General features: G+C 71.3%; 17 protein-coding genes. 12 read left to right on the top strand and 5 right to left on the bottom strand.

Annotation, left to right across the window (positions count from 1 at the left end):
- The first annotated feature begins 65 nt into the window (after positions 1-65).
- The 9 genes from murB to ligA all read left to right on the top strand — a co-directional run bounded on the left by murB (position 66) and on the right by ligA (position 11,967).
- Positions 66-995, top strand: coding sequence for a UDP-N-acetylmuramate dehydrogenase (gene murB, locus DDZ18_RS08655; RefSeq protein ID WP_109252947.1), 930 nt, complete (start codon positions 66-68; stop codon positions 993-995).
- Entirely contained in the window at positions 985-1,902 is a 918-nt protein-coding gene (locus DDZ18_RS08650; protein WP_109252946.1) for a D-alanine--D-alanine ligase, read from the top strand. The genes murB and DDZ18_RS08650 overlap by 11 nt, the downstream gene beginning before the upstream one ends.
- Complete coding sequence (locus DDZ18_RS08645; protein ID WP_109252945.1) at positions 1,890-2,810, top strand: cell division protein FtsQ/DivIB; 921 nt, start codon at positions 1,890-1,892, stop codon at positions 2,808-2,810. Before DDZ18_RS08650 ends, DDZ18_RS08645 begins: the two co-directional genes overlap by 13 nt.
- 14 nt (positions 2,811-2,824) lie before the next feature.
- Complete coding sequence (gene ftsA, locus DDZ18_RS08640; protein ID WP_109253106.1) at positions 2,825-4,135, top strand: cell division protein FtsA; 1,311 nt, start codon at positions 2,825-2,827, stop codon at positions 4,133-4,135.
- A 164-nt stretch (positions 4,136-4,299) separates the two neighbouring features.
- The gene (gene ftsZ, locus DDZ18_RS08635; protein WP_109252944.1) at positions 4,300-5,841 is read left to right on the top strand and encodes a cell division protein FtsZ; all 1,542 of its coding nucleotides are present in this window, start codon (positions 4,300-4,302) and stop codon (positions 5,839-5,841) included.
- Between the two features lie 205 nt (positions 5,842-6,046).
- Complete coding sequence (gene lpxC, locus DDZ18_RS08630; protein ID WP_109252943.1) at positions 6,047-6,949, top strand: UDP-3-O-acyl-N-acetylglucosamine deacetylase; 903 nt, start codon at positions 6,047-6,049, stop codon at positions 6,947-6,949.
- Between the two features lie 135 nt (positions 6,950-7,084).
- The gene (locus DDZ18_RS08625; RefSeq protein WP_109252942.1) at positions 7,085-7,918 is read left to right on the top strand and encodes an outer membrane protein assembly factor BamD; all 834 of its coding nucleotides are present in this window, start codon (positions 7,085-7,087) and stop codon (positions 7,916-7,918) included.
- Positions 7,919-7,946: 28 nt separating this feature from the next.
- Positions 7,947-9,656 (top strand): DNA repair protein RecN, encoded by a 1,710-nt coding sequence (recN, locus tag DDZ18_RS08620; protein WP_109252941.1) that lies wholly within the window; start codon positions 7,947-7,949, stop codon positions 9,654-9,656.
- Between the two features lie 193 nt (positions 9,657-9,849).
- The gene (gene ligA / locus DDZ18_RS08615) at positions 9,850-11,967 is read left to right on the top strand and encodes an NAD-dependent DNA ligase LigA (protein ID WP_109252940.1); all 2,118 of its coding nucleotides are present in this window, start codon (positions 9,850-9,852) and stop codon (positions 11,965-11,967) included.
- A gap of 520 nt (positions 11,968-12,487) precedes the next feature.
- Here ligA and tadA read toward each other — a convergent pair.
- Complete coding sequence (gene tadA / locus DDZ18_RS08610; protein ID WP_233245772.1) at positions 12,488-12,955, bottom strand: tRNA adenosine(34) deaminase TadA; 468 nt, start codon at positions 12,953-12,955, stop codon at positions 12,488-12,490.
- Between the two features lie 39 nt (positions 12,956-12,994).
- On the opposite strand from tadA, the gene DDZ18_RS08605 reads away from it, so the two are divergent.
- The gene (locus DDZ18_RS08605; RefSeq protein ID WP_109252939.1) at positions 12,995-13,816 is read left to right on the top strand and encodes a pseudouridine synthase; all 822 of its coding nucleotides are present in this window, start codon (positions 12,995-12,997) and stop codon (positions 13,814-13,816) included.
- The gene (rsmD, locus tag DDZ18_RS08600) at positions 13,797-14,357 is read left to right on the top strand and encodes a 16S rRNA (guanine(966)-N(2))-methyltransferase RsmD (protein WP_109252938.1); all 561 of its coding nucleotides are present in this window, start codon (positions 13,797-13,799) and stop codon (positions 14,355-14,357) included. Before DDZ18_RS08605 ends, rsmD begins: the two co-directional genes overlap by 20 nt.
- Here the strand turns inward: rsmD and DDZ18_RS08595 are convergent.
- The 4 genes from DDZ18_RS08595 to DDZ18_RS08580 form a co-directional block, all read right to left on the bottom strand.
- Positions 14,354-15,412 carry a nitrate- and nitrite sensing domain-containing protein gene (locus tag DDZ18_RS08595; protein WP_109252937.1) on the bottom strand — a complete coding sequence of 353 codons (1,059 nt, stop codon included), beginning with the start codon at positions 15,410-15,412 and terminating at the stop codon, positions 14,354-14,356. The genes rsmD and DDZ18_RS08595 overlap by 4 nt on opposite strands.
- Before the next feature lie 98 nt (positions 15,413-15,510).
- Positions 15,511-17,346: a DNA mismatch repair endonuclease MutL gene (gene mutL / locus DDZ18_RS08590; RefSeq protein ID WP_109252936.1), complete on the bottom strand. Its 1,836-nt coding sequence runs from the start codon at positions 17,344-17,346 to the stop codon at positions 15,511-15,513.
- 48 nt (positions 17,347-17,394) lie between these two features.
- Complete coding sequence (locus DDZ18_RS08585) at positions 17,395-17,586, bottom strand: hypothetical protein (protein WP_109252935.1); 192 nt, start codon at positions 17,584-17,586, stop codon at positions 17,395-17,397.
- 15 nt (positions 17,587-17,601) lie between these two features.
- A complete protein-coding gene (locus DDZ18_RS08580) occupies positions 17,602-18,336 on the bottom strand; it encodes a TSUP family transporter (RefSeq protein ID WP_109253104.1) in 735 nt (244 codons plus the stop codon).
- 77 nt (positions 18,337-18,413) lie between these two features.
- On the opposite strand from DDZ18_RS08580, the gene DDZ18_RS08575 reads away from it, so the two are divergent.
- Entirely contained in the window at positions 18,414-19,631 is a 1,218-nt protein-coding gene (locus DDZ18_RS08575; protein ID WP_109252934.1) for an acyl-CoA dehydrogenase family protein, read from the top strand.
- The last annotated feature ends 154 nt before the right edge of the window (positions 19,632-19,785 follow it).

Genomic DNA, 19,785 nt, shown 5'->3' with positions numbered 1-19,785 from the left:
GAGGTCCCGGGTCTTCGCTACGCTACGCCCGGGAATTCAGTCGTCAGGACAGCGGGGGCGCGCCCATGACCTTCCCCTCCATCCTCGACCGGCTGCCCGAGGTCCGCGGCCGGCTGATCGAGAACGCGCCGCTCAAGGACATCACCTGGCTCAGGGTCGGCGGACCGGCGCAGGTCCTGTTCATGCCCGCCGACGAGGCCGATCTCGCCCGTTTCCTCGGCGAGACGCCGCGCGACATTCCCGTCAGCGTGCTCGGCGCGGGCTCGAACACGCTCGCCCGCGACGCCGGCGTGCCCGGCGTGGTCATCAAGCTGGGACCCGGCTTCGCGAAATCCGAGGCGCTCGAGGGCGCGCGCCTGCGCGTCGGCGCCGCCGCGCTCGACAAGGCCGCCGCCAAGGCCGCGGCGAAGGCCGGGATCGCCGGGCTGGAATTCTATGTCGGCGTTCCGGGCGCGATCGGCGGTGCGCTCAGGATGAATGCGGGCTGCTACGGGACCGAGACCAAGGACGTGCTTGTCGAGGCGATCGCGCTCGATCGCCGCGGCCGGCGCATCGTCGTTCCGGTCGAGGACATGGGCTACGCCTACCGCCACAGCGACGCGCCCGACGACTGGATCTTCACCGAGGCGGTCTATCAGGGCCGGCCCGACGAACCCGAGGCGATCCTCAAGCGCATGGACGAGATCACGGCCCGGCGCGAGGAGACCCAGCCGATCCGCGAGAAGACCTCGGGCTCGACGTTCAAGAACCCGGACAAGGACCAGAGCGGCGGACTGTCGGCCTGGCAGCTCGTCGACAAGGTCGGCGGCCGCGGCCGGCGCGTCGGCGGGGCGCGCTTCTCCGAGCTGCACGCGAATTTCCTGATCAATGACGGCACGGCGACGGCCGCCGACCTGGAGGCGCTGGTCGAGGGCGTGCGCGCCGACATCAAGCGCGAGACCGGCGTCGACATGGAGTGGGAGGTTCGGCGGATCGGGGTGAAGGATGAAGACTAGCCGCATCGCCGTCCTGCTCGGCGGCATGAGCGCCGAGCGCGAGGTCTCGCTGGTCTCCGGCGTCAAGTGCGCCGAGGCGTTGCGGGTCAAGGGCCACGAGGTCGTGGAGATCGACGTCGATCGCGATGTCTGGGACCGCCTGAAGGACGCCGATCCCGACATCGTCTTCAACGCGCTCCACGGCGAGTACGGCGAGGACGGGCGCATCCAGGGCCTGCTGGAGTATTTCGGCCGGCCCTACACCCATTCCGGCGTCGCCGCCTCGGCGCTGGCCATGGACAAGGAGCGCACCAAGGCCGCCCTGCGCCCCTTCGGTCTCGACTGCCCCGAGGGCGTCGTCGCCGACCGCTTCGAGGCGGCGCGGACGCATCTGATCGAACCGCCCTATGTCGCCAAGCCGAACGATCGCGGCTCGTCGGTGGGCGTGCTGATCGTGCCCGAGGGCGCGAACCGCCCGCCGGCCGAGCTCGCCGCCGACAGCTGGCCCTATGGCGACGAGGTGCTGATCGAGAAGTTCATCTCCGGCCGCGAGCTCACCGTGGCGGTCATGGACGACCGGCCGCTGGCGGTCACCGAGATCGTGCCGAAGACGGCCTTCTACGATTACGAGGCGAAGTACGCCGCCGGCGGCTCGGACCACATCCTGCCGGCGGACGTTCCCGCCGCCGTCGCCGCACAGGCGATGCAGGCCGCGCTCACGGCGCATCGCGAGATCGGCTGCCGGGGGCTGACGCGCACCGATTTCCGCTGGGACGAACCCGGCGACGGCCGGGTTTGGTTACTCGAAATTAACACCCAACCCGGCATGACTCCGACATCGCTCGCGCCGGAACAGGCGGCGCACTGCGGGATCGATTTTCCCGATCTCGTCGAGTGGATGGCGGAGGACGCGTCGTGCCCAAGGTGAGACGCGCCGGCGACGCTCGCGGCTCTGGCAAGAAACAGCACGCAAGGTCCCGGCGGAACGCGCGAAAGACCGCGCCGGAGCGCCGGCGCAAGGTCGCCAACTGGGCGAGCGCCCGGCTGCGCGCGGCGCGCTATCGCGGCGTGCATGCGCTCAGGCTGGCGGGCTTCGCCGCGATGGGCGTGCTCGCCGTGGCGATGGGGCTGGCCTGGGCGGCTGGCCGGCTCGACGACATGGGCGCGCGCATTCATGACGGCGTGGCCCAGCGCATGGCCGCCGCCGGCTTCACCCCCGCCGTCGTCGAGGTCGCCGGCTCGCGCCGCGTCTCGGCCGAGGAGATCGCCCGCGTCATCGGCGTCGAGCCCGGCGCCAGCATGCTTTCGCTCGATCCCGCCGCCGCCCGCGAGGCCGTCGAGGCGCTGAGCTGGGTCGAACACGCGACCGTCGCCCGGCTCTGGCCCGACCGCATCGCGGTGCGCCTCGCCGAGCGCCGCCCCTACGCGCTGTGGCAGAACGAGGGACGCTATCGCGTCGTCGACCGTTCGGGCGTCGTCATCGAGGCGGCCGATCCCGGCGATTACGCCGACCTGCCGCGCGTCGTCGGCGCCGGCGCCAACACCGCCGCGGTCGAGATCCTGACGCTTCTGGCGCGCCAGCCGACCGTCTCCGAGCTGGTCACGCACGCCGTCCGCGTCGGCGAGCGGCGCTGGAACCTGCGTCTCGCCGGAGGCGGCGACGTGATGCTGCCGGAGGAGGACCCGGCCTCGGCGCTGGCGATGATCGCCGCGCTCCACGCCGATCGCGGCGTGCTTCATCTGGACGCGAGGACGTTCGATCTGCGCAACGAGGGAGATCTGGTGATCCGCGCCTGGCCGGATCGCGCTTCCGAGGCGCCGGGGCGGGGAGCCTGACGATCATGGGACTGATGAGTTTTCTCCGACCGCAGGACGAGGCCGCCGCGCCGCGCAAGCCCGGCCTGTTCGCCGCGCTCGACATCGGCGCGTCGAAGATCGTGTGCTTCATCGTCAAGACCGAGCAGACGCTGGCCGGCGCGCGGCCGCGCGTCATCGGGGTGGGCCATCAGTCCAGCCGCGGCGTGCGCGGCGGCGCCGTCGTCGACATGGATGCGGCCGCCGACGCCATCCGCGAGGCCGTCGAGAAGGCCGAGCGCATGGCCGGCCACGCCGTCTCGGAAGTGACGCTGGTCGCTTCAGCGGGCCTGCCGGCCTCGACGCGGCTCGCGGTCGAGGCGCCGCTCTCGCGCGGCGAGATCACCGATCGAGATCTGCGCCGGGCGCTCACCGCCGGACTGCAGGAATTCTTCCAGCCCGGCCGCGTCACGCTCCACGCCATTCCGCTCGGCTGGCGCGTCGACGGCCATCGCGGCGTCAAGGATCCGCGCGGCATGTTCGGCCGCGTGCTGGGGGTCGATCTCCACATCATCACCGCGGCGTCCGATCCGCTGCTCAACCTGATCTCCTGCGTCGAGCGCTGCCGGCTCGACGTCGCCGGCGTCGTCGCCACGCCCTACGCGGCCGGGCTCGCCGCGCTCGCGGAGGACGAGATGTCGCTCGGCGCGATGATCGTCGACATGGGCGCGCACACGACCACGCTGGGCGTGTTCGCCGAGGGCTCGCTGGTTCATGTCGACTGCCTGCCGGTGGGCGGGGCGCACGTCACCAGCGACATCGCCCGCGGCCTGTCGACGCCGCTTTCGGCCGCCGACCGGATCAAGGTGCTCTACGGCTCGGCGCTCGACAGCCCGGACGACGACCAGGTGATGATCGAGACGCCGCCCGTCGGCGGGGACGCGGGCGCGACCATGGCCCAGCAGCCGCGCTCCCTGCTCAACGCCGTCATCCGGCCGCGGCTCGAGGAGGTGTTCGAGCTGCTCCGCGACCGCGCCGAGACCGCCGGGGCGGCCAAGGCCGCGGGTCGGCGCCTCGTGCTCACCGGCGGCGCGGCGCAATTGCCCGGAACCGCCGAACTCGCCGGCCGCGTGCTCAACAAGCAGGTGCGCGTCGGCCGGCCCGAAGGCGTCGCCGGCCTGGGCGACGCCGTCTCGGGCCCGGCCTTCTCGGCGTGCGCCGGCGTGATCATTCGCCACAGCCGCGGGCCGGCTGAAGCGATCGCCGGCCCGCCGCGTTTCGCCGCGGCGTCCGAGCGGCGTTCGACGCGCGTCTCGGGCGAGGGCGGTCCCCGCGCCTTCCTGCGCTGGCTCGCCGAGAGCTTCTGAACGGCGGCTCCGCGTTCCCGGAATCGGTTATTTGTTCGCGAAGTGTTCCGATGAATTCGGGGCGCTTGGAGGGGCTTGGTTTAACTGTCGATTAAACAACCGGGTCGAGAGTGTTCACCTCTGAATAACAATCCTTGCCCTCTGGTGTACGGAGCCGCTCCCCCATGTCGCTGAATCTCTCCGCCCCCGAAACGACCGAACTGAAGCCGCGCATCCTCGTGTTCGGCGTCGGCGGCGCCGGCGGCAACGCGGTCAACAACATGATCGACGCCAATCTCGAGGGCGTCGATTTCGTGGTGGCGAACACCGACGCCCAGGCGCTGCAGCGCTCGGGCACGGACCGGCGCATCCAGATGGGCCACCAGATCACCGAGGGGCTCGGCGCGGGCGCCCGGCCCGAAGTCGGCGAGCAGGCCGCCGAGGACTCGCTCGGCGAGATCATGGAGCATCTCCACGCCGCCCACATGGTGTTCATCACCGCGGGCATGGGCGGGGGCACCGGCACCGGCGCGGCGCCGGTGATCGCGCGCGCCGCCCGCGAGCAGGGCGTGCTCACCGTCGGCGTGGTGACCAAGCCGTTCCATTTCGAGGGCTCGCGGCGGATGAAGATCGCCGAGTCCGGCATCGAGCAGCTTCAGCAGCATGTCGACACGCTGATCATCATCCCGAACCAGAACCTGTTCCGCATCGCCACGGAGAAGACGACCTTCGCCGAGGCGTTCGGCATGGCCGACCAGGTGCTGCATTCGGGCGTGCGCGGCATCACCGACCTCATGGTCATGCCCGGCCTCATCAATCTCGACTTCGCCGACGTGCGCACGGTGATGAACGAGATGGGCAAGGCGATGATGGGCACCGGCGAGGCCTCCGGCGACAAGCGCGCCGTCGAGGCCGCCCACGCCGCCATCGCCAACCCGCTGCTCGACGACGTCTCGATGAAGGGCGCGCGCGGCGTGCTGATCAACATCACCGGCGGCATGGACATGACGCTCTACGAGGTCGACGAGGCGGCCAACGAGATCCGCAACGAGGTCGATCCGGACGCCAACATCATCGTCGGCTCGACCTTCGACGAGAGCCTCGAGGGCTGCATCCGGGTCTCGGTCGTGGCGACGGGCATCGATTCCGAGGTGATGGAATCGGCCGATCCGCGCCGTCGTCCCGACGCCGCCCAGCCCGCGCAGGTCGTCAACGCCTGGAAAGGCCGCGAGGCGCGCCAGCCGCGCCAGGCCGAACCCTTCGTCCGCCGGGTCGCCGACGAGGCGGTGAACGAAACGCCCCAGGTCGCCGAACAGGGGCGCCCGGCCGCGCAGGCGGGTCAGGCGCCGGCGGCCCGGTCCGCCCCCGCCGAGCCGGCCGAGCCGGTCTCCGGCGTCGATCGCGAACTGAGCGCGCCCGACGGCTACACCGACGCCGAGGCGAGCAAGCCCGCCGTCGTCCAGGCCCAGGAACGGCTCGCCCGCCAGGTCGGCGCGCGCACCGAGGAGGAGCCGGACCGGCGTCGCGCCCCGGAGCCGCCGAAACGCGGCATCTCGTTGTTCGGCCGCCGCTCCAGGCCGTCCGAGCAGGCCGCGCCGGCCCAGCCGGCGCCGCGCGCGAACCCGCAGCCGGACCCCGAGCAGCGCAATAGCGGCGATCTGTTCAACGAGGAGATCGACGAGTCCGAGCTGGAGATCCCCGCCTTCCTGCGCCGGCAGGCGAACTGAGACTCCAGATCACGCCATGATGCGATGCGCGGAGGCGGCCGGTTCGGCCGCCTCCGTCGCGTTCGGGCGCAACGTAACACGCTGCAACAATGCTTTAATTGTGCCGCCGGCGCGGAACCCTAGGGTGAAGGGGAATGAGGGGAGGTGCGCCCCTGCGCCGAGGCGCGTGCGGCGGACCTGGGTCAGTACAGCGTGGGCTGGATCGATGGGTGAGAGAACGACGCTTGCGTCCGCGGCCGTGTGTGCCGGGATCGGTTTGCACACGGGCGCGCGCGTCCGGATGGCGCTGAAGCCGGCGCCGTCCGGTTCGGGGATCGTATTCTTCAGGAACGATGTCGATATCGACTCGGCGCGGATTCCCGCGCGGCACGATCTCGTGACGTCGACCGAGCTGGGCACGACCGTGACGAACGCGGCCGGCGCCTCGGTCTCGACGGTCGAGCATCTCATGGCGGCGCTGGCCGGGCTGGGCGTCGACGATCTCGTCGTCGAGCTCGACGGACCGGAGATCCCGGCGATGGACGGCTCGTCGCGGCCCTTCGTCGACCTGATCCTGCGCGCGGGCCTGAAGACGCATCCCGCCGCGCGGCGGGCGATCCAGGTGCTCAAGCCCGTCACCATCGAGCTCGACGGCCGCCGCGCGGCCTTCCTGCCGTCGCTGAAGCCGGCCATCGACGTCGAGATCGATTTCGCCGATTCCGCGATCGGCCGTCAGAGCTACGCCTTCGAGGTCAGCCGCGAGGCCTTCGTCGACGCCGTCGCGCCGGCGCGCACCTTCGGCTTCCGGCGCGATGTCGACGCCATGATGAAGGCCGGCCTCGCCCGCGGCGGTTCGATGGACAACGCCGTGGTCGTCGAGGACGACGGCGGCGTGGCCAATCCCGAGGGCCTGCGATTCGCCGACGAGTTCGTCCGGCACAAGGCGCTCGACGCGCTCGGCGACCTCTATCTCGCCGGCGGTCCGCTGCTCGCGCTCTACCGGGCCGAGCGCCCGGGACACGGGCTCAACAACGCCGCGGTGCGCGCCCTCATGGCCGACGCCGAGGCGTGGCGCATGGTCTCGCTGGCGGAGATCGAGGTGGAGCCGGGCCGGGCGGCGCGCAGCTGACGCGTCCGGTCCGAGGTTCACGGGACGCTTTTTCCGAAGCGGCGGATGGGCTAAAACCCGGTGGCTCCGCGGATGCGGGGGCGCTCCCGCGCGGGCGCGCCCGGAAACGCTCTCGCTGTTGAGGACGGTGTCTCGATGAAGTTCGCCCTTCGCGCCTGTGTCCTGATCGCGCTCGCCTCGACGCTGGCGGCGTGCGGCGGGCGGAACCAGACCGAGCTGGCCTATGTCGAGCAGCCCGTCGAGCAGCTCTACAATGAAGGCTTCTCCCATCTCGAGCGGCGGCGCTACCAGGAGGCCGCGCAGTTCTTCGACGAGGTCGAGCGCCAGCATCCGTTCTCGGAGTGGGCGCGCCGCTCGATGCTGATGGCGGCGTATGCGAACTATCGCGGCAACAACTACGAAGAGGCGATTTCCGACGCCGAGCGCTTCGTGGCCCTGCATCCGGGCAGTTCGAGCGCGCCCTACGCCTATTACCTGATCGCCGTCAGCCATTACGAGCGCATCTACGATGTCGGCCGCGACCAGTCGACGACCCGCCAGGCGATGGACGCGCTCCAGCAGGTCGTGCGCCGCTATCCGGGCACCCCGTACGCCCAGGACGCGCGGCTCAAGATCGACATGACGCGCGATCACCTGGCCGGTAAGGAGATGAGCGTCGGGCGGTGGTATCTGCGCAACGGCTACCACCTCGCCGCGATCAACCGTTTCCAGACCGTCATTCAGGACTATCAGACCACGAGCCACGTCCCCGAGGCGCTGCACCGGCTCGTCGAATCCTATGTCTCGCTCGGCGTCGACGAGGAGGCCCGCCAGGTCGCCGCGGTGCTTGGACACAACTTCCCGGGCTCGGCGTGGTATTCCGACAGCTACGACCTCCTCACCTCGCGCGGCATCGACGTGCCGGGCGACGCCGTGGAGGAGGAGGATCCCGGCCTCCTGCGCCGCGCGATGGACCGCATCTTCGGTTAGACCGGCGAGGAGGGCGGCGCGCCCGGTCATGCTGGCGTCTCTCTCGATCCGCGACATCGTCCTCATCGAGCGCCTCGATCTCGAGTTCGCGCCCGGACTGAGCACGCTCACCGGCGAGACCGGGGCGGGCAAGTCGATCCTGCTCGGCGCGCTCGGCCTGGCCTGCGGCGATCGCGCCGACCGGGCGCTCGTGCGCTCCGGCGCCGAGCAGGCCGCGGCGACAGCGGTGTTCGAGATCGCCCCGGATCACGCCGCGTGGGCGCTGCTCGACGAGGCGGGCGTCACGGCCGAGCCGGGCGAGCCGCTCATCCTGCGCCGCACGCTCGGCGCCGACGGCCGGTCGCGCGCCTATGTCAACGATCAGCCCGCCAGCGTCTCGCTGCTGCGCGCGCTCGGCGATCTCTTCGTCGAGATCCATGGCCAGCATGACGGGCGGGGCCTGCTCGACCCCAAGACCCATCGCGGGCTTCTGGACGACTACGCCGGATGCCCCGCCGAGCTCGAGGCGACGCGGACGGCCTGGACCGCGCTCGCCGAGGCGCGCGACCGCGTCAACGAACTCGAGGCCGCGCGCGACCGGGCCGCCTCCGAGGAGAGCTTCCTGCGTCACGCTGTCGAGGAGCTCGACGAGCTCGATCCGCAGGCCGGCGAGGAGACGACGCTGGCCGACGAGCGCAAATTCCTCCAGCAGGCCGAGACCGCGCTCGCCGAGATCCAGGCCGCCAGCGAGCTGCTCGCCGGCGGGGAAGGATTGAGCGGCCGTCTCAACGCGGCGCTGCGCGGGCTCGAGCGCGTGCGCGACGCCATCGGCGCGGCGGACGCCGAGGAGGGCGACGGCGCGGCGGCGACGGCGCGCGCCGCGCTTGAACGGGCCGCCGGCGCGCTCGATCGCGCGCTGATCGAATTCAACGAGGCCGAGGAATCGCTTTCCGACGCCGGGGCGGCCTTCGCCGTCGAGCCCGGCCGGCTCGACAAGGTCGAGGAGCGCCTGTTCGCCCTGCGCGCCGCGGCGCGCAAGCACGACGTCGCCGTCGACGATCTCGCCGCCCATCGCGGCCGCATGGCCGAGCGCCTCGAGGCGGTCGAGCACGCCGACGACCGGCTCAAGGAGGCCCGCGCCGCGCTGGAGGCCGCCGCGACCGATTACGATCGCGCCGCCGGGGCGCTGTCGGCCGTGCGCGCGAAGGCCGCCGAGGCCCTCGCCGCGGCGGTCGAGGCCGAGCTGGGCCCGCTCAAGCTCGACAAGGCCCGCTTCCGCGTCAGCGTAACGCCCGACGAAACCCGCGCCGGACCGCAGGGCCGCGACGTCGTCGCCTTCGAGGTCGCCACCAATCCCGGCGCGCCCTTCGGTCCGCTCGACAAGATCGCCTCGGGCGGCGAGCTGTCGCGCTTCGCGCTGGCGCTCAAGGTCTGCCTGGCCGGGCGCTCGGACGGGCTCGTCATGGTCTTCGACGAGGTCGACCAGGGCGTCGGCGGCGCGGTCGCCGACGCCGTCGGCGCGCGGCTGGCCCGGCTCGCCGCGGACGGCCAGGCGCTGGTCGTCACGCACAGCCCGCAGGTCGCCGCGCGCGCCGATCACCACTGGCGCATCGAGAAGCGCGAGGTCGAAGGCGGCGTGCGCACGACCGTCGTCGCCCTCGACGGCCCGGCCCGTCGGGAAGAGATCGCGCGCATGCTCTCGGGCGCGGAGATCACCGAGGCGGCCCGCGCCGCCGCCGACCAGCTGATGGCGTCATGATGTGGTTGCGCGCCGAGCTTTGTTTCCTCCCCCGCTTGCGGGGGGAGAGCCGCAGGAGGCCGATCCGGGGGATCGGTCGAAGCGGTGAACGGACCACGAAGTGGTGGAGGGGGGAGTTCTGCGGCCCGTCCCCCCTCCGTCAGCTTCGCTGACACCTCCCCCGTGAACGGGGGAGGAAAGGGGACGCGTCGCCATGAAGCCCGCCCACAAGGATGTTTCCGATCTCACCGAGGACGAGGCCCGCGCCGAGCTGGCCCGGCTCGCGAAGGAGATCGCGAAGCATGATCGCGCCTATTACCAGAAGGACGAGCCGGTCATCTCCGACGCGGCCTATGACGCGCTGCGGCATCGCAACGCCGCGATCGAGTCGCGCTTCCCCGATCTCAAGCGCGACGACAGCCCGTCGGAGCGCGTCGGCGCGGCGCCGGCCGAGGAGTTCACCGAGGTCGAGCACCTCGTTCCGATGTACTCGCTGGGCAACGCCTTCGACGCCGGCGACGTCGAGGACTTCATCAAGCGCGTGCGGCGCTTCCTGGGGCTGGACGAGGACGAGACGCTCGCGCTCACCGCCGAACCGAAGATCGACGGGCTGAGCGCCAATCTGCGCTACGAGAACGGCGAGCTCGTCGTGGGCGCCACGCGCGGCGACGGGCGGACCGGCGAGAACGTCACGGAGAACCTCCGCACGCTCGCCGACATACCCAAGACGCTGAAAGGCTCGGGCTGGCCCAAGCGCGTCGAGGTGCGCGGCGAGGTCTATATGAGCCACGATGATTTCGCCGCGCTCAACGAACGCCAGCGCAAGCAGGGAAAGGCCGAGTACAAGAATCCCCGCAACGCCGCGGCGGGCTCGCTCAGGCAGCTCGACCCGGCGGTGACCGCGCGCCGGCCGCTGAAATTCTTCGCCTACGCCTGGGGCGACGTCTCCGAGCCGCTGGGCGAGACCCAGCTCGAGGCCGTCGAGCGGCTCGACGCCTTCGGCTTCACCACCAATCCCCTGATGGAGCGCGTCGAAAGCCTGGAGGCCGCGCTCAAGGTCTATGAAGAGATCGAGGCGCAGCGCTCGCGGCTCGGCTACGACATCGACGGCGTCGTCTACAAGGTCGACCGCCTCGCCTGGCAGGACCGGCTGGGCTATGTCTCCCGCTCGCCGCGCTGGGCGATCGCCTACAAGTTCTCGCCGGAGAAAGCGACGACGCGGCTCGAGCGCATCGAGATCCAGGTCGGCCGCACCGGCGCCATGACTCCGGTGGCCAAGCTCGAGCCGGTCACCGTAGGCGGCGTGGTGGTCTCCAACGCGACGCTCCACAACGAGGACGAGATCGCGCGCAAGGACGTGCGCGAGGGCGATTTCGTCGTCGTCCAGCGCGCCGGCGACGTCATTCCCCAGATCGTCGAGGCGGTGAAGAAGCGCCGGCCGAACGACGCGAAGCCGTACGAATTCCCGACGGTCTGTCCGTGTCCCCTGAAGACTCCGGCGGTGCGCGAGGTCAACGAGCGCACCGGCGAAAAGGGCGCGGTGCGCCGCTGCACCGGCGAGTTCGCCTGTCCCTACCAGCGCCGCGAGCATCTGAAACACTTCGTCTCGCGCTCGGCCTTCGACATCGAGGGGCTCGGCGGCAAGCAGGTCGAGGAGTTCTACGACGACGGGGTGATCGCCGAGCCCGCCGACATCTTCACGCTGAAGGCGCGCGACGAGGCCGGCGAGATCGAACCGCCGCTGCGTGAACGCGAGGGCTGGGGCGAGAAGTCCGTCTCCAACCTGTTCGACGCGATCGCGGCGCGCCGCGAGATCGATCTCTGGCGTTTCCTCAATGCGCTGGGGATCCGGCATGTCGGCGAGACGACGGCGCGCCTGCTGGCGACCGTCTATGGCTCCTGGGACGCCTTCTTCGAGACCGCGAAGAAGGCCGACGACGCGGACTCGTCGAAGCGCCAGACGCTGATCGATATCGACGGGGTGGGCCAGGTCGCCGCGGATTCCATCGGCCGCTTCTTCGACGAGGCCCACAACGCCGAGGCGCTCGACCGCCTTCTCGAACAGGTCTCCATACGCGACGCCGAGGCGCCCGCCGCCGAGAGCCCCGTCTCCGGCAAGACGGTCGTCTTCACCGGTTCGCTAGAAAAGTTCACACGCGAAGAAGCCAAGGCGCGCGCGCAATCCCTCGGCGCGAAGGTGTCGTCCTCGGTGTCGGGAAAGACCGATTACGTCGTCGCCGGTCCCGGCGCCGGCTCCAAGCTCAAGAAGGCCGAAGAGCTGGGGGTGGAGGTGCTCTCCGAGCAGGAATGGCTCGACCTGATCGCCGGGTAGGGAAGGATGGCCCTCATCCTTCGAGACGCCCCGATCCCCTCATCCTGAGGAGGCCGCGAAGTGACCCTCCCTCCCTCCCCCTCGTGGGGAGGGTGGACGGACCGCAGGTCCGGCCGGGTGGGGGGGCGAGCATAGAGCGCCCTTCGGCCGTCACCCCACCCCGCTCGCTGCGCTCGCGACCCTCCCCATCAAGGGGAGGGAGGGTGTATGCGGCTGAAACTTGAAACACCGGCCGACCGGAGGGAGAGCCGGGGCCTCCGGGTGACTATTCGCAGAGAGATCCCGGATCGCGCCTGCGGCGCGCCCGGGAATTCAATCACCCCGCCCCCTCACCTGACCTTTCCCCCTGTCAGGGGGAGAGGAATCGGAGCCTGGCGCGACGTTTCGAGACAGCGCGCCGACGCTGACGTCCCTTCTCCCCTCATGGAGGGGAGAAGTGAGATGAGGGGAGGGCTGTCGCCGGGCGGTCCCGGATCGCGCCTGCGGCGCGTCCGGGAATTACCCGGCGCCCCGCGGCGCTTCACCCTTTCCCCCGCCGTTCCCGGAAGAAGCCCCGCAGGAGATCCGCGCTTTCTTCGGCCATCACCCCGGAGACCACGTCGGGGCGCCAGTGGCAGGTGGGCTGTTCGAAGAAGCGCGGGCCGTGTTCGACCGCGCCGCCCTTCTCGTCGCTTGCGCCGTAGACCAGCCGGGAGATGCGGGCGTGGCTGATCGCGCCGGCGCACATCGCGCAGGGCTCGAGCGTGACGAAGAGTTCGAGGCCCGTGAGCCGGTAATTGCCGCGCTTCCGCGCCGCTTCGCGCAGGGCCAGGATCTCGGCGTGGGCGGTGGGATCGTGCTCCGCGATGGGGGCGTTGCGAGCGGCGGCGACGACCGCGTCGGTCTGCGGATCGACGACGAGCGCGCCGATCGGCGCCTCGCCGGCGGCCGCGGCGGCTTGCGCTTCGGCGAGCGCGCGCTTCATAAGGGCTTCGTCGCGCGAGGTCATGACGGCTTCGCCTAGCCCGCATCCGGGGAGCCTGCAAGCGTGAGCGAGTCGAACGAGAAGCCCGGGGGCGAGCGCATCGCCAAGGTGCTCGCCCACGCCGGCGTCGCCTCGCGCCGCGAGGCCGAGCGCCTGATCGAGGCGGGCCGGATCTCGGTGAACGGCGAGACGCTGACGACGCCGGCGTTCAAGGTGAGGCCCGGCGACGATATCCGCTTCGACGGCGAACCGGTCGGGGCGCGGCCGCCGACGCGGGTCTGGCGTTTTCACAAGCCCGCCGGGCTGGTGACGACGCACGCCGACCCGCAAGGCCGCGAGACGGTGTTCGATCGCCTGCCCGACGACATGGGCCGGGTGATCTCGGTGGGCCGGCTCGATCTCAACTCGGAAGGGCTTCTGCTGCTCACCAATGACGGCGAGCTCGCCCGCGTGCTCGAGCTGCCCGCCACCGGCTGGACGCGGCGCTATCGCGTGCGCGCCTGGGGCGAGGTCACCGACAAGCAGCTCGAGTCGCTGAAGGACGGCGTCACGGTCGAGGGCGTGAAGTACGGGCCGATCGAGGCGGAGGTCGACCGCCGGACGGGCTCCAATGTCTGGCTCACCGTGCGGCTCAAGGAAGGCAAGAACCGCGAGGTGCGCAAGGTGCTCTCCCACATCGGGCTCGCGGTGAACCGGCTCCTGCGCACCGCCTACGGCCCGTTCCAGCTCGGCTCGCTCAAGCCCGGCGCGGTCGAGGAGGTCAAGACCGCCGTCCTGCGCGACCAGCTCGGCAAGCTCTATCGGCTCGACGCCGAGGGCTATCCCGCCGGCGCCGCGCCGGCGGACGGTAGGAAGGGACGGGGCGGTGCGAATCGTCGGCGGTGAGTTCAAGGGTCGGCCGCTCGCCGCGCCGAAGGGCCGGGCGACGCGCCCGACGGCCGACCGCACGCGCGAGGCGGTTTTCAACAAGCTCGCCCACGCGCCCTGGAGCGCGGGCGTCGCGGGCCGCCGCGTGATCGACCTGTTCGCCGGCTCCGGCGCGCTCGGCTTCGAGGCGATGAGCCGGGCGGCGGAATTCTGCCTGTTCGTCGAGACCGACGCGGCCGCGCGCGGCGCCATCCGCGCCAATGTCGAGACGCTCGGGCTCTGGGGGAATACGCGCATCCATCGCCGGGACGCGACGCAGCTCGGCGACAAGCCGGCCAATGTCGGCCCGGCCTTCGATCTCGTCTTCCTCGATCCGCCCTACGGCAAGGGCCTGGGGGAAAAGGCGCTCGCCCGCCTGATCGAGGGCGGCTGGGTCGCCGAAGACGCGGTCGCCGTGTTCGAGGTCGGCGCCGACGAGGCGCCGGAGACGCCCGGCTGGGACCGCCTCGACGACGCCGTCCACGGCGCGGCGCGGGTGGTCTATCTGAAGCGGGGCTAGGCTGCGCCTTCCGATGCGGCGGATGCGCCGCCAGCGCCCGGCTTCGGCTTCCTGAACACGGCCATCGCCACCAGAAGCAGAAGGACGGCGCCGCCGGTCGCGCCGCCGCCGAGAATGAGCCGCGCCCGGGCGCGGGCGCGATGGCGGATGACGAGCCCTTCGAGCGACTCGCGCAGATAGACGTTCTTGAGCACGGAGAGATCCGCGCTCAGCTCGCGCATCGATCCCGACCAGGCGCCGTGCAGGCTTGCGTCGAGCTCGGCGCCGCGCGCCGAGGCCGCGAGCAGCGTGCGGGCGCGCGCCTGCTCGGGGGTTTCGGTCCGGGCGATCGTGGCGCGCAGCATTGCGGCGCGCTCGGGCGGCGCATGCTCGACGAACCGGGAGCGGTTGAGCGCCTGCTCGGCGTGCGCCGAGGTCAGCAGCGTCTCCAGCATGGGCGGCATGCCGTGGACGGCGAATCCGAGACAGCCAAGGCCGCGCTCCAGGCCGACCCGGTCGGCGAGCCTGGCGAGCGCGATGAGCGCGTGGGCGATGTCGGGGCGCTCCGGCGAGAGCCGGGCGAGCATCGCGCCCTGGTCGGCGATGAGCGCGTCGATGACGCGGGTGTAGCGCGCCGCGGTTTCGTCGGGCGCCAGCGACCGGGCGTTGACCGCCGCCCGCAGGCCGTCGAGCCGCTCCAGCGCGGACAGGGCGTGCTCGGCGACGGGATCCTGCGGCCCGAGCAGGCGCTTCGCGCCGCCGGCGGGCGCGAGCCCGTCGACGACGGTCGCGATGGCGTCGTCCGTATTTCGGGCGCGGGCGTTGAAATCGGCCTTCGCGGCCGCCGGATCGGCCGTGACATAGACCGCCTCGCTGCGCTCGCGATCGAGATCGTGCAGCAGGACGCTGGCGACCGCCGACAGCTCGATCGCCTCTTCAAGCCGGCGCGCCCGATCGCGCTCGGCGTTCACCGCGCCGAACGTCCACACGGCGAGGCTCACCGCGAGGATCGCCGCGGCCGCGATCACGCCGTTGCGCAGCCGCGCCCGGGCGTTTGGGTTGCTCGTCGATTCCATTGCGTGGCCGCGCTCCTGGCTCCGTGTCCGAGAGCTGACAAGAAGGGGCGCATGCTTAAGAGCAGGTGAACCCGTTCAACCGAATGACAGCTGGGCGTTCACCGCCGTCCGAACAGGCGCTCGATATCGGCGAGCTTGAGTTCGACGTAGGTGGGCCGGCCGTGATTGCACTGGCCGGAATGGGGCGTCGCCTCCATCTCGCGCAGGAGCGCGTTCATCTCGTCGGCGTTCATGCGCCGGCCCGAGCGCACCGAGCCGTGGCAGGCCATGGTGGAGACGACTTCCTCGAGCTTTTCCTTCAGCGACAGCGCCTCGTCGAACTCGGCGAGCTCATCGGCGAGGTCGCGGATCAGCCCCTGCACGTCGAGGCGCTTCAGCAGCGCCGGCGTCTCGCGCACCGCCACCGCGCCGGGGCCGAAGGCCTCGATGACGAGGCCGAGCTCGGCGAACTCGGCGGCCCGGTCGAGCACCCGGCGCGCCTCGGCCTCGTCGAGTTCGATGATCTCGGGCACGAGCAGGGCCTGGCGGCCGACGCCGGCCTCGGCGAGCTGGGCCTTCATGCGCTCGTAGACGAGGCGCTCGTGGGCGGCGTGCTGGTCGACGATGACCACGCCGTCTCCGGTCTGGGCGACGATATAGGTCTCGTGAAGCTGGGCGCGCGCCACGCCGAGCGGCAGGTCCGGCGCGGGCGCGGCCTCCGTCTCGGCCGCGCTCTCCATGGCCGGCGCCGGACCGGCCTCGTAGCGCGCCGAGGCGGTCTCGGCGAGCGCCAGTTCGCCCGGCTCCGGGCGCAGGCTCTGCTCGTAGACGGGCGAGGGGGCCGATCCGCCGCGCCAGGGCGCGGACGGCGCGCCCTCGGCGCGGGCCCGGCCGAGCGCGAAGCCGGCGACCGTCGTCGAGGCGCGGTGGCCGGCGCCGGCCAGCGCATGACGCAGCGCGCCGACGATCAGCCCGCGCACCAGCCCGGAATCGCGGAAGCGCACCTCGGCCTTGGCCGGATGGACGTTGACGTCGACCAGCCCGCCGGGGAGGTCGACATAGAGCGCGACGACAGGGTGCCGGTCGCGGGCGAGGAAATCCTGGTAGGCGCCGCGCACCGCGCCGACCAGCAGCCTGTCCTTCACCGGCCGGCCGTTGACGAACAGGAACTGGTGCTGGTTCGAGCCGCGATTGTATGTCGGCAGGCTCGCCCAGCCGGTCACGCGCACGCCTTCGCGCTCGGTCTCGATGGCGAGCGCGTTCTCGCCGAACTCGCGGCCGAGCAGGGCCGACAGCCGCGCCCGCCGCGCCTCGGCCTCGTCCGGCGCCGTCTCGGCGGCGAGCGACAACCGCGCCCGGCCGTCGACGGTCAGGAAGAAGCCGACATCGGGCCGCGACAGCGCGAGGCGCTTGACCACGTCGGCGAGCGCGGTCGCCTCGGCGCGCTCGGATTTGAGGAATTTCAGCCGCGCCGGCGTGGCGTAGAACAGGTCGCGCACCTCGACGCGCGTCCCCCGCCGGCCGAGCGCGGGCGCGGGCCGGACCTCGGAGGTCTCGCCGCCTTCGACCTCGATCGACCAGCAATCGCCCAGCTCTTCGCCCTGGGTGGTGATCGCCAGCCGCGCGACCGAGCCGATCGAGGGCAGCGCCTCGCCGCGAAAGCCCATCGTCGCGATGTTGAGCAGATCGTCTGCGCCGGTCTCGTCGGTGGCCAGTTTCGACGTGGCGTGGCGCTCGACGGCGAGGCCGAGCTCATTTCGGTTCATGCCGCGGCCGTCGTCCTCGACGACGAGCCGGGCGAGCCCGCCGCCCTCGGCGCGGATGTCGAGCCGGCTGGCGCCGGCGTCGAGCGCGTTCTCGACGAGCTCCTTCACCGCCGAGGCGGGGCGTTCGACGACCTCGCCGGCGGCGATGCGGTTGACGGTTTCGGGCGACAGGCGACGGATGGCGCTCATGGCCGAAGCGTCGCGGGCGGGCCCGAGTCGGTCAAGCCGGGACGTTGCTCAGGCCAGCCCGAACCACATCAGCCAGCCCCGGATCGCGCCCAGCGGCGCCAGCGCCACGTCGAAGATCAGCCACAGCCATTTCGCGGCCATGACGTCGCGGATGACGGCGGTGAGCCAGCCGGCGAAGGCGAACACGCCCGCGCAGCCCTCGAAGCAGCCGCCCTGACGCCTGGACTCGATGATGTACATGGGCACGTCGAACTCCTAGCCGGCGAGCAGGATCAGGCCCCGCATGATGTAGATCGCGCCGATCGCCGTCACGATGCGTTTCGTCCAGTTCCGGAAATCCGCGTCGCTCAGCCGGTGCAGGACGCGCGATCCGAGCGTCGTGCCGAGGATCGCCAGCGGCGCGGCGGCCGCGAGCAACCACACCGGCGGACCGACGCCGGCGGCCAGCGCCGGGCCGACATAGTAGGCGATCTTCACGCCGTGAGCGGCGACCTGGGTGGCCGCCTTGGTCGCCACGATCGCGCGCCGGTCGGCCTCGGCGTTCTGGAAGAAGACGTCGAGCAACGGCCCCGACACGCCGGCGACGACGTTGAGCCCGGTCACGAGGAAGCCGCAGGCGACCGCATGCGCGGGCCGTCGGGCGTCGAGATGCAGCCGCTCCTTTGGCAGCCAGACGAGGGCGGGAACCAGCCCCAGCACGATGAACAGCCAGGCGCGCGGCAGGATGACCGACACGCTCGCCAGCCCCGCCGCCGCGATCGCCGCGCCGATCGCGTAGATCCCCAGCGCGCGCCACAGGATGAAGCGCCTGAGCAGGATGGCGCGCCAGCCGTTGGACACGCTCTGCACCGCGCCGTGCGTGACCATCGCCGTGGAGACCGGCAGCAGGGCGGCGAGCACGCCCATGAGAATGAGCCCGCCGGCCATGCCGAACACGGCCGAGAGGAACGCGGTGCCGAGCACGCTCAGCAGAATGAGAAATGACGTCATGTCGCGGGTGGAATCAGCGGCGGGATCGTCCAAGATAACCGAAACGACGAACCGCGTTCGGCCGGGGAGGCTCTTCCGTGAACTTCGAATATTCCGACGTGTGCAAGGACTATCTCAGGCGCGTGCGCGCCTTCATGGACGCGCACGTCTATCCCAACGAGAAGACCTATCACGAGCAGATGCGCGCCTTCGGCGCGGATCGCTGGCGGGTCCCGCAGATCATCGAGGACCTCAAGGCCAAGGCGAAAGCCGAGGGGCTGTGGAACCTCTTCCTGCCCGACGACGACCGCGGCGCCGGGCTGTCCAACGCCGACTACGCCCCGCTCGCCGAGGAGATGGGCCGCGTGCCCTGGGCCTCGGAGGTGTTCAACTGCGCCGCGCCCGACACCGGCAACATGGAGGTGATCGCCCGCTACGGCTCGCCCGAGCAGCAGGCGCAGTGGCTCGAACCTCTCCTCGCCGGCGAGATCCGCTCGGCCTTCCTGATGACCGAGCCGGCCGTGGCCTCGTCGGACGCGACGAATATCGAGTGCTCGATCACCCGCGACGGCGACGAGTACGTCATCAACGGGCGCAAGTGGTGGAGCTCCGGCGCGGGCGACCCCCGCTGCAAGGTCTATATCCTGATGGGCAAGACCGACCCGGACGCGGAGACCTATCGCCAGCAGTCGATGATCCTGGTGCCGGCGGATGCGAAGGGCGTGAAGATCGAGCGCCACCTGCCGGTCTTCGGCTATGACGACGCGCCCCACGGCCACATGGAGGTCTTGCTCGATAATGTCCGCGTGCCGGCGGCGAACATGATCCTCGGCGAGGGGCGCGGCTTCGAGATCGCCCAGGGCCGGCTCGGCCCGGGCCGGATTCATCACTGCATGCGCACCATCGGCGCAGCCGAGCGCGCGCTCGAGCTCCTGGTCAAGCGGGCGATGAGCCGCGAGGCCTTCGGCAAGCCGATCATCAAGCACTCGATCTGGGAGCACCGCATCGCGAAGGCGCGCATCGAGATCGAGCAGAGCCGGCTTTTGACGCTGAAGGCCGCCTGGATGATGGACACGGTCGGCAACAAGGCCGCGCGCGGCGAGATCGCCATGATCAAGGTCGCCGCCCCGCGCATGGCGCTCCAGGTCATCGACGACGCCATCCAGGCCCATGGCGGCGGCGGGGTCTCCGACGACTTCCCGCTGGCTTCGTCCTATGCCGGCATCCGCACGCTCAGGCTCGCCGACGGGCCCGACGAGGTCCACGAGCGCACCATCGCCCGCCTCGAGGCCAAGCGCTGGCTGAACGAGGGTTAGGCGGCGATATTCTGCCCGCACGGCCCTCGTCCTTCGAGACGCCCCGATCCCCTCATCCTGAGGAGCGAGCAAAGCGAGCGTCTCGAAGGACGGGGATCGGGGCCCTCAGGATGAGGGCCTCGTGAAACCCCGGCCGACCGGAGGGAGAGCCGGG

Origin of the sequence: Marinicauda salina (genome assembly GCF_003122085.1) — a bacterium.
GTDB classification, from domain to species: Bacteria; Pseudomonadota; Alphaproteobacteria; order Caulobacterales; family Maricaulaceae; genus Maricicauda_A; species Maricicauda_A salina.
The sequence above is the reverse complement of the archived record's forward strand: the minus strand, read 5'-3'. Positions and strand labels throughout refer to the sequence as shown.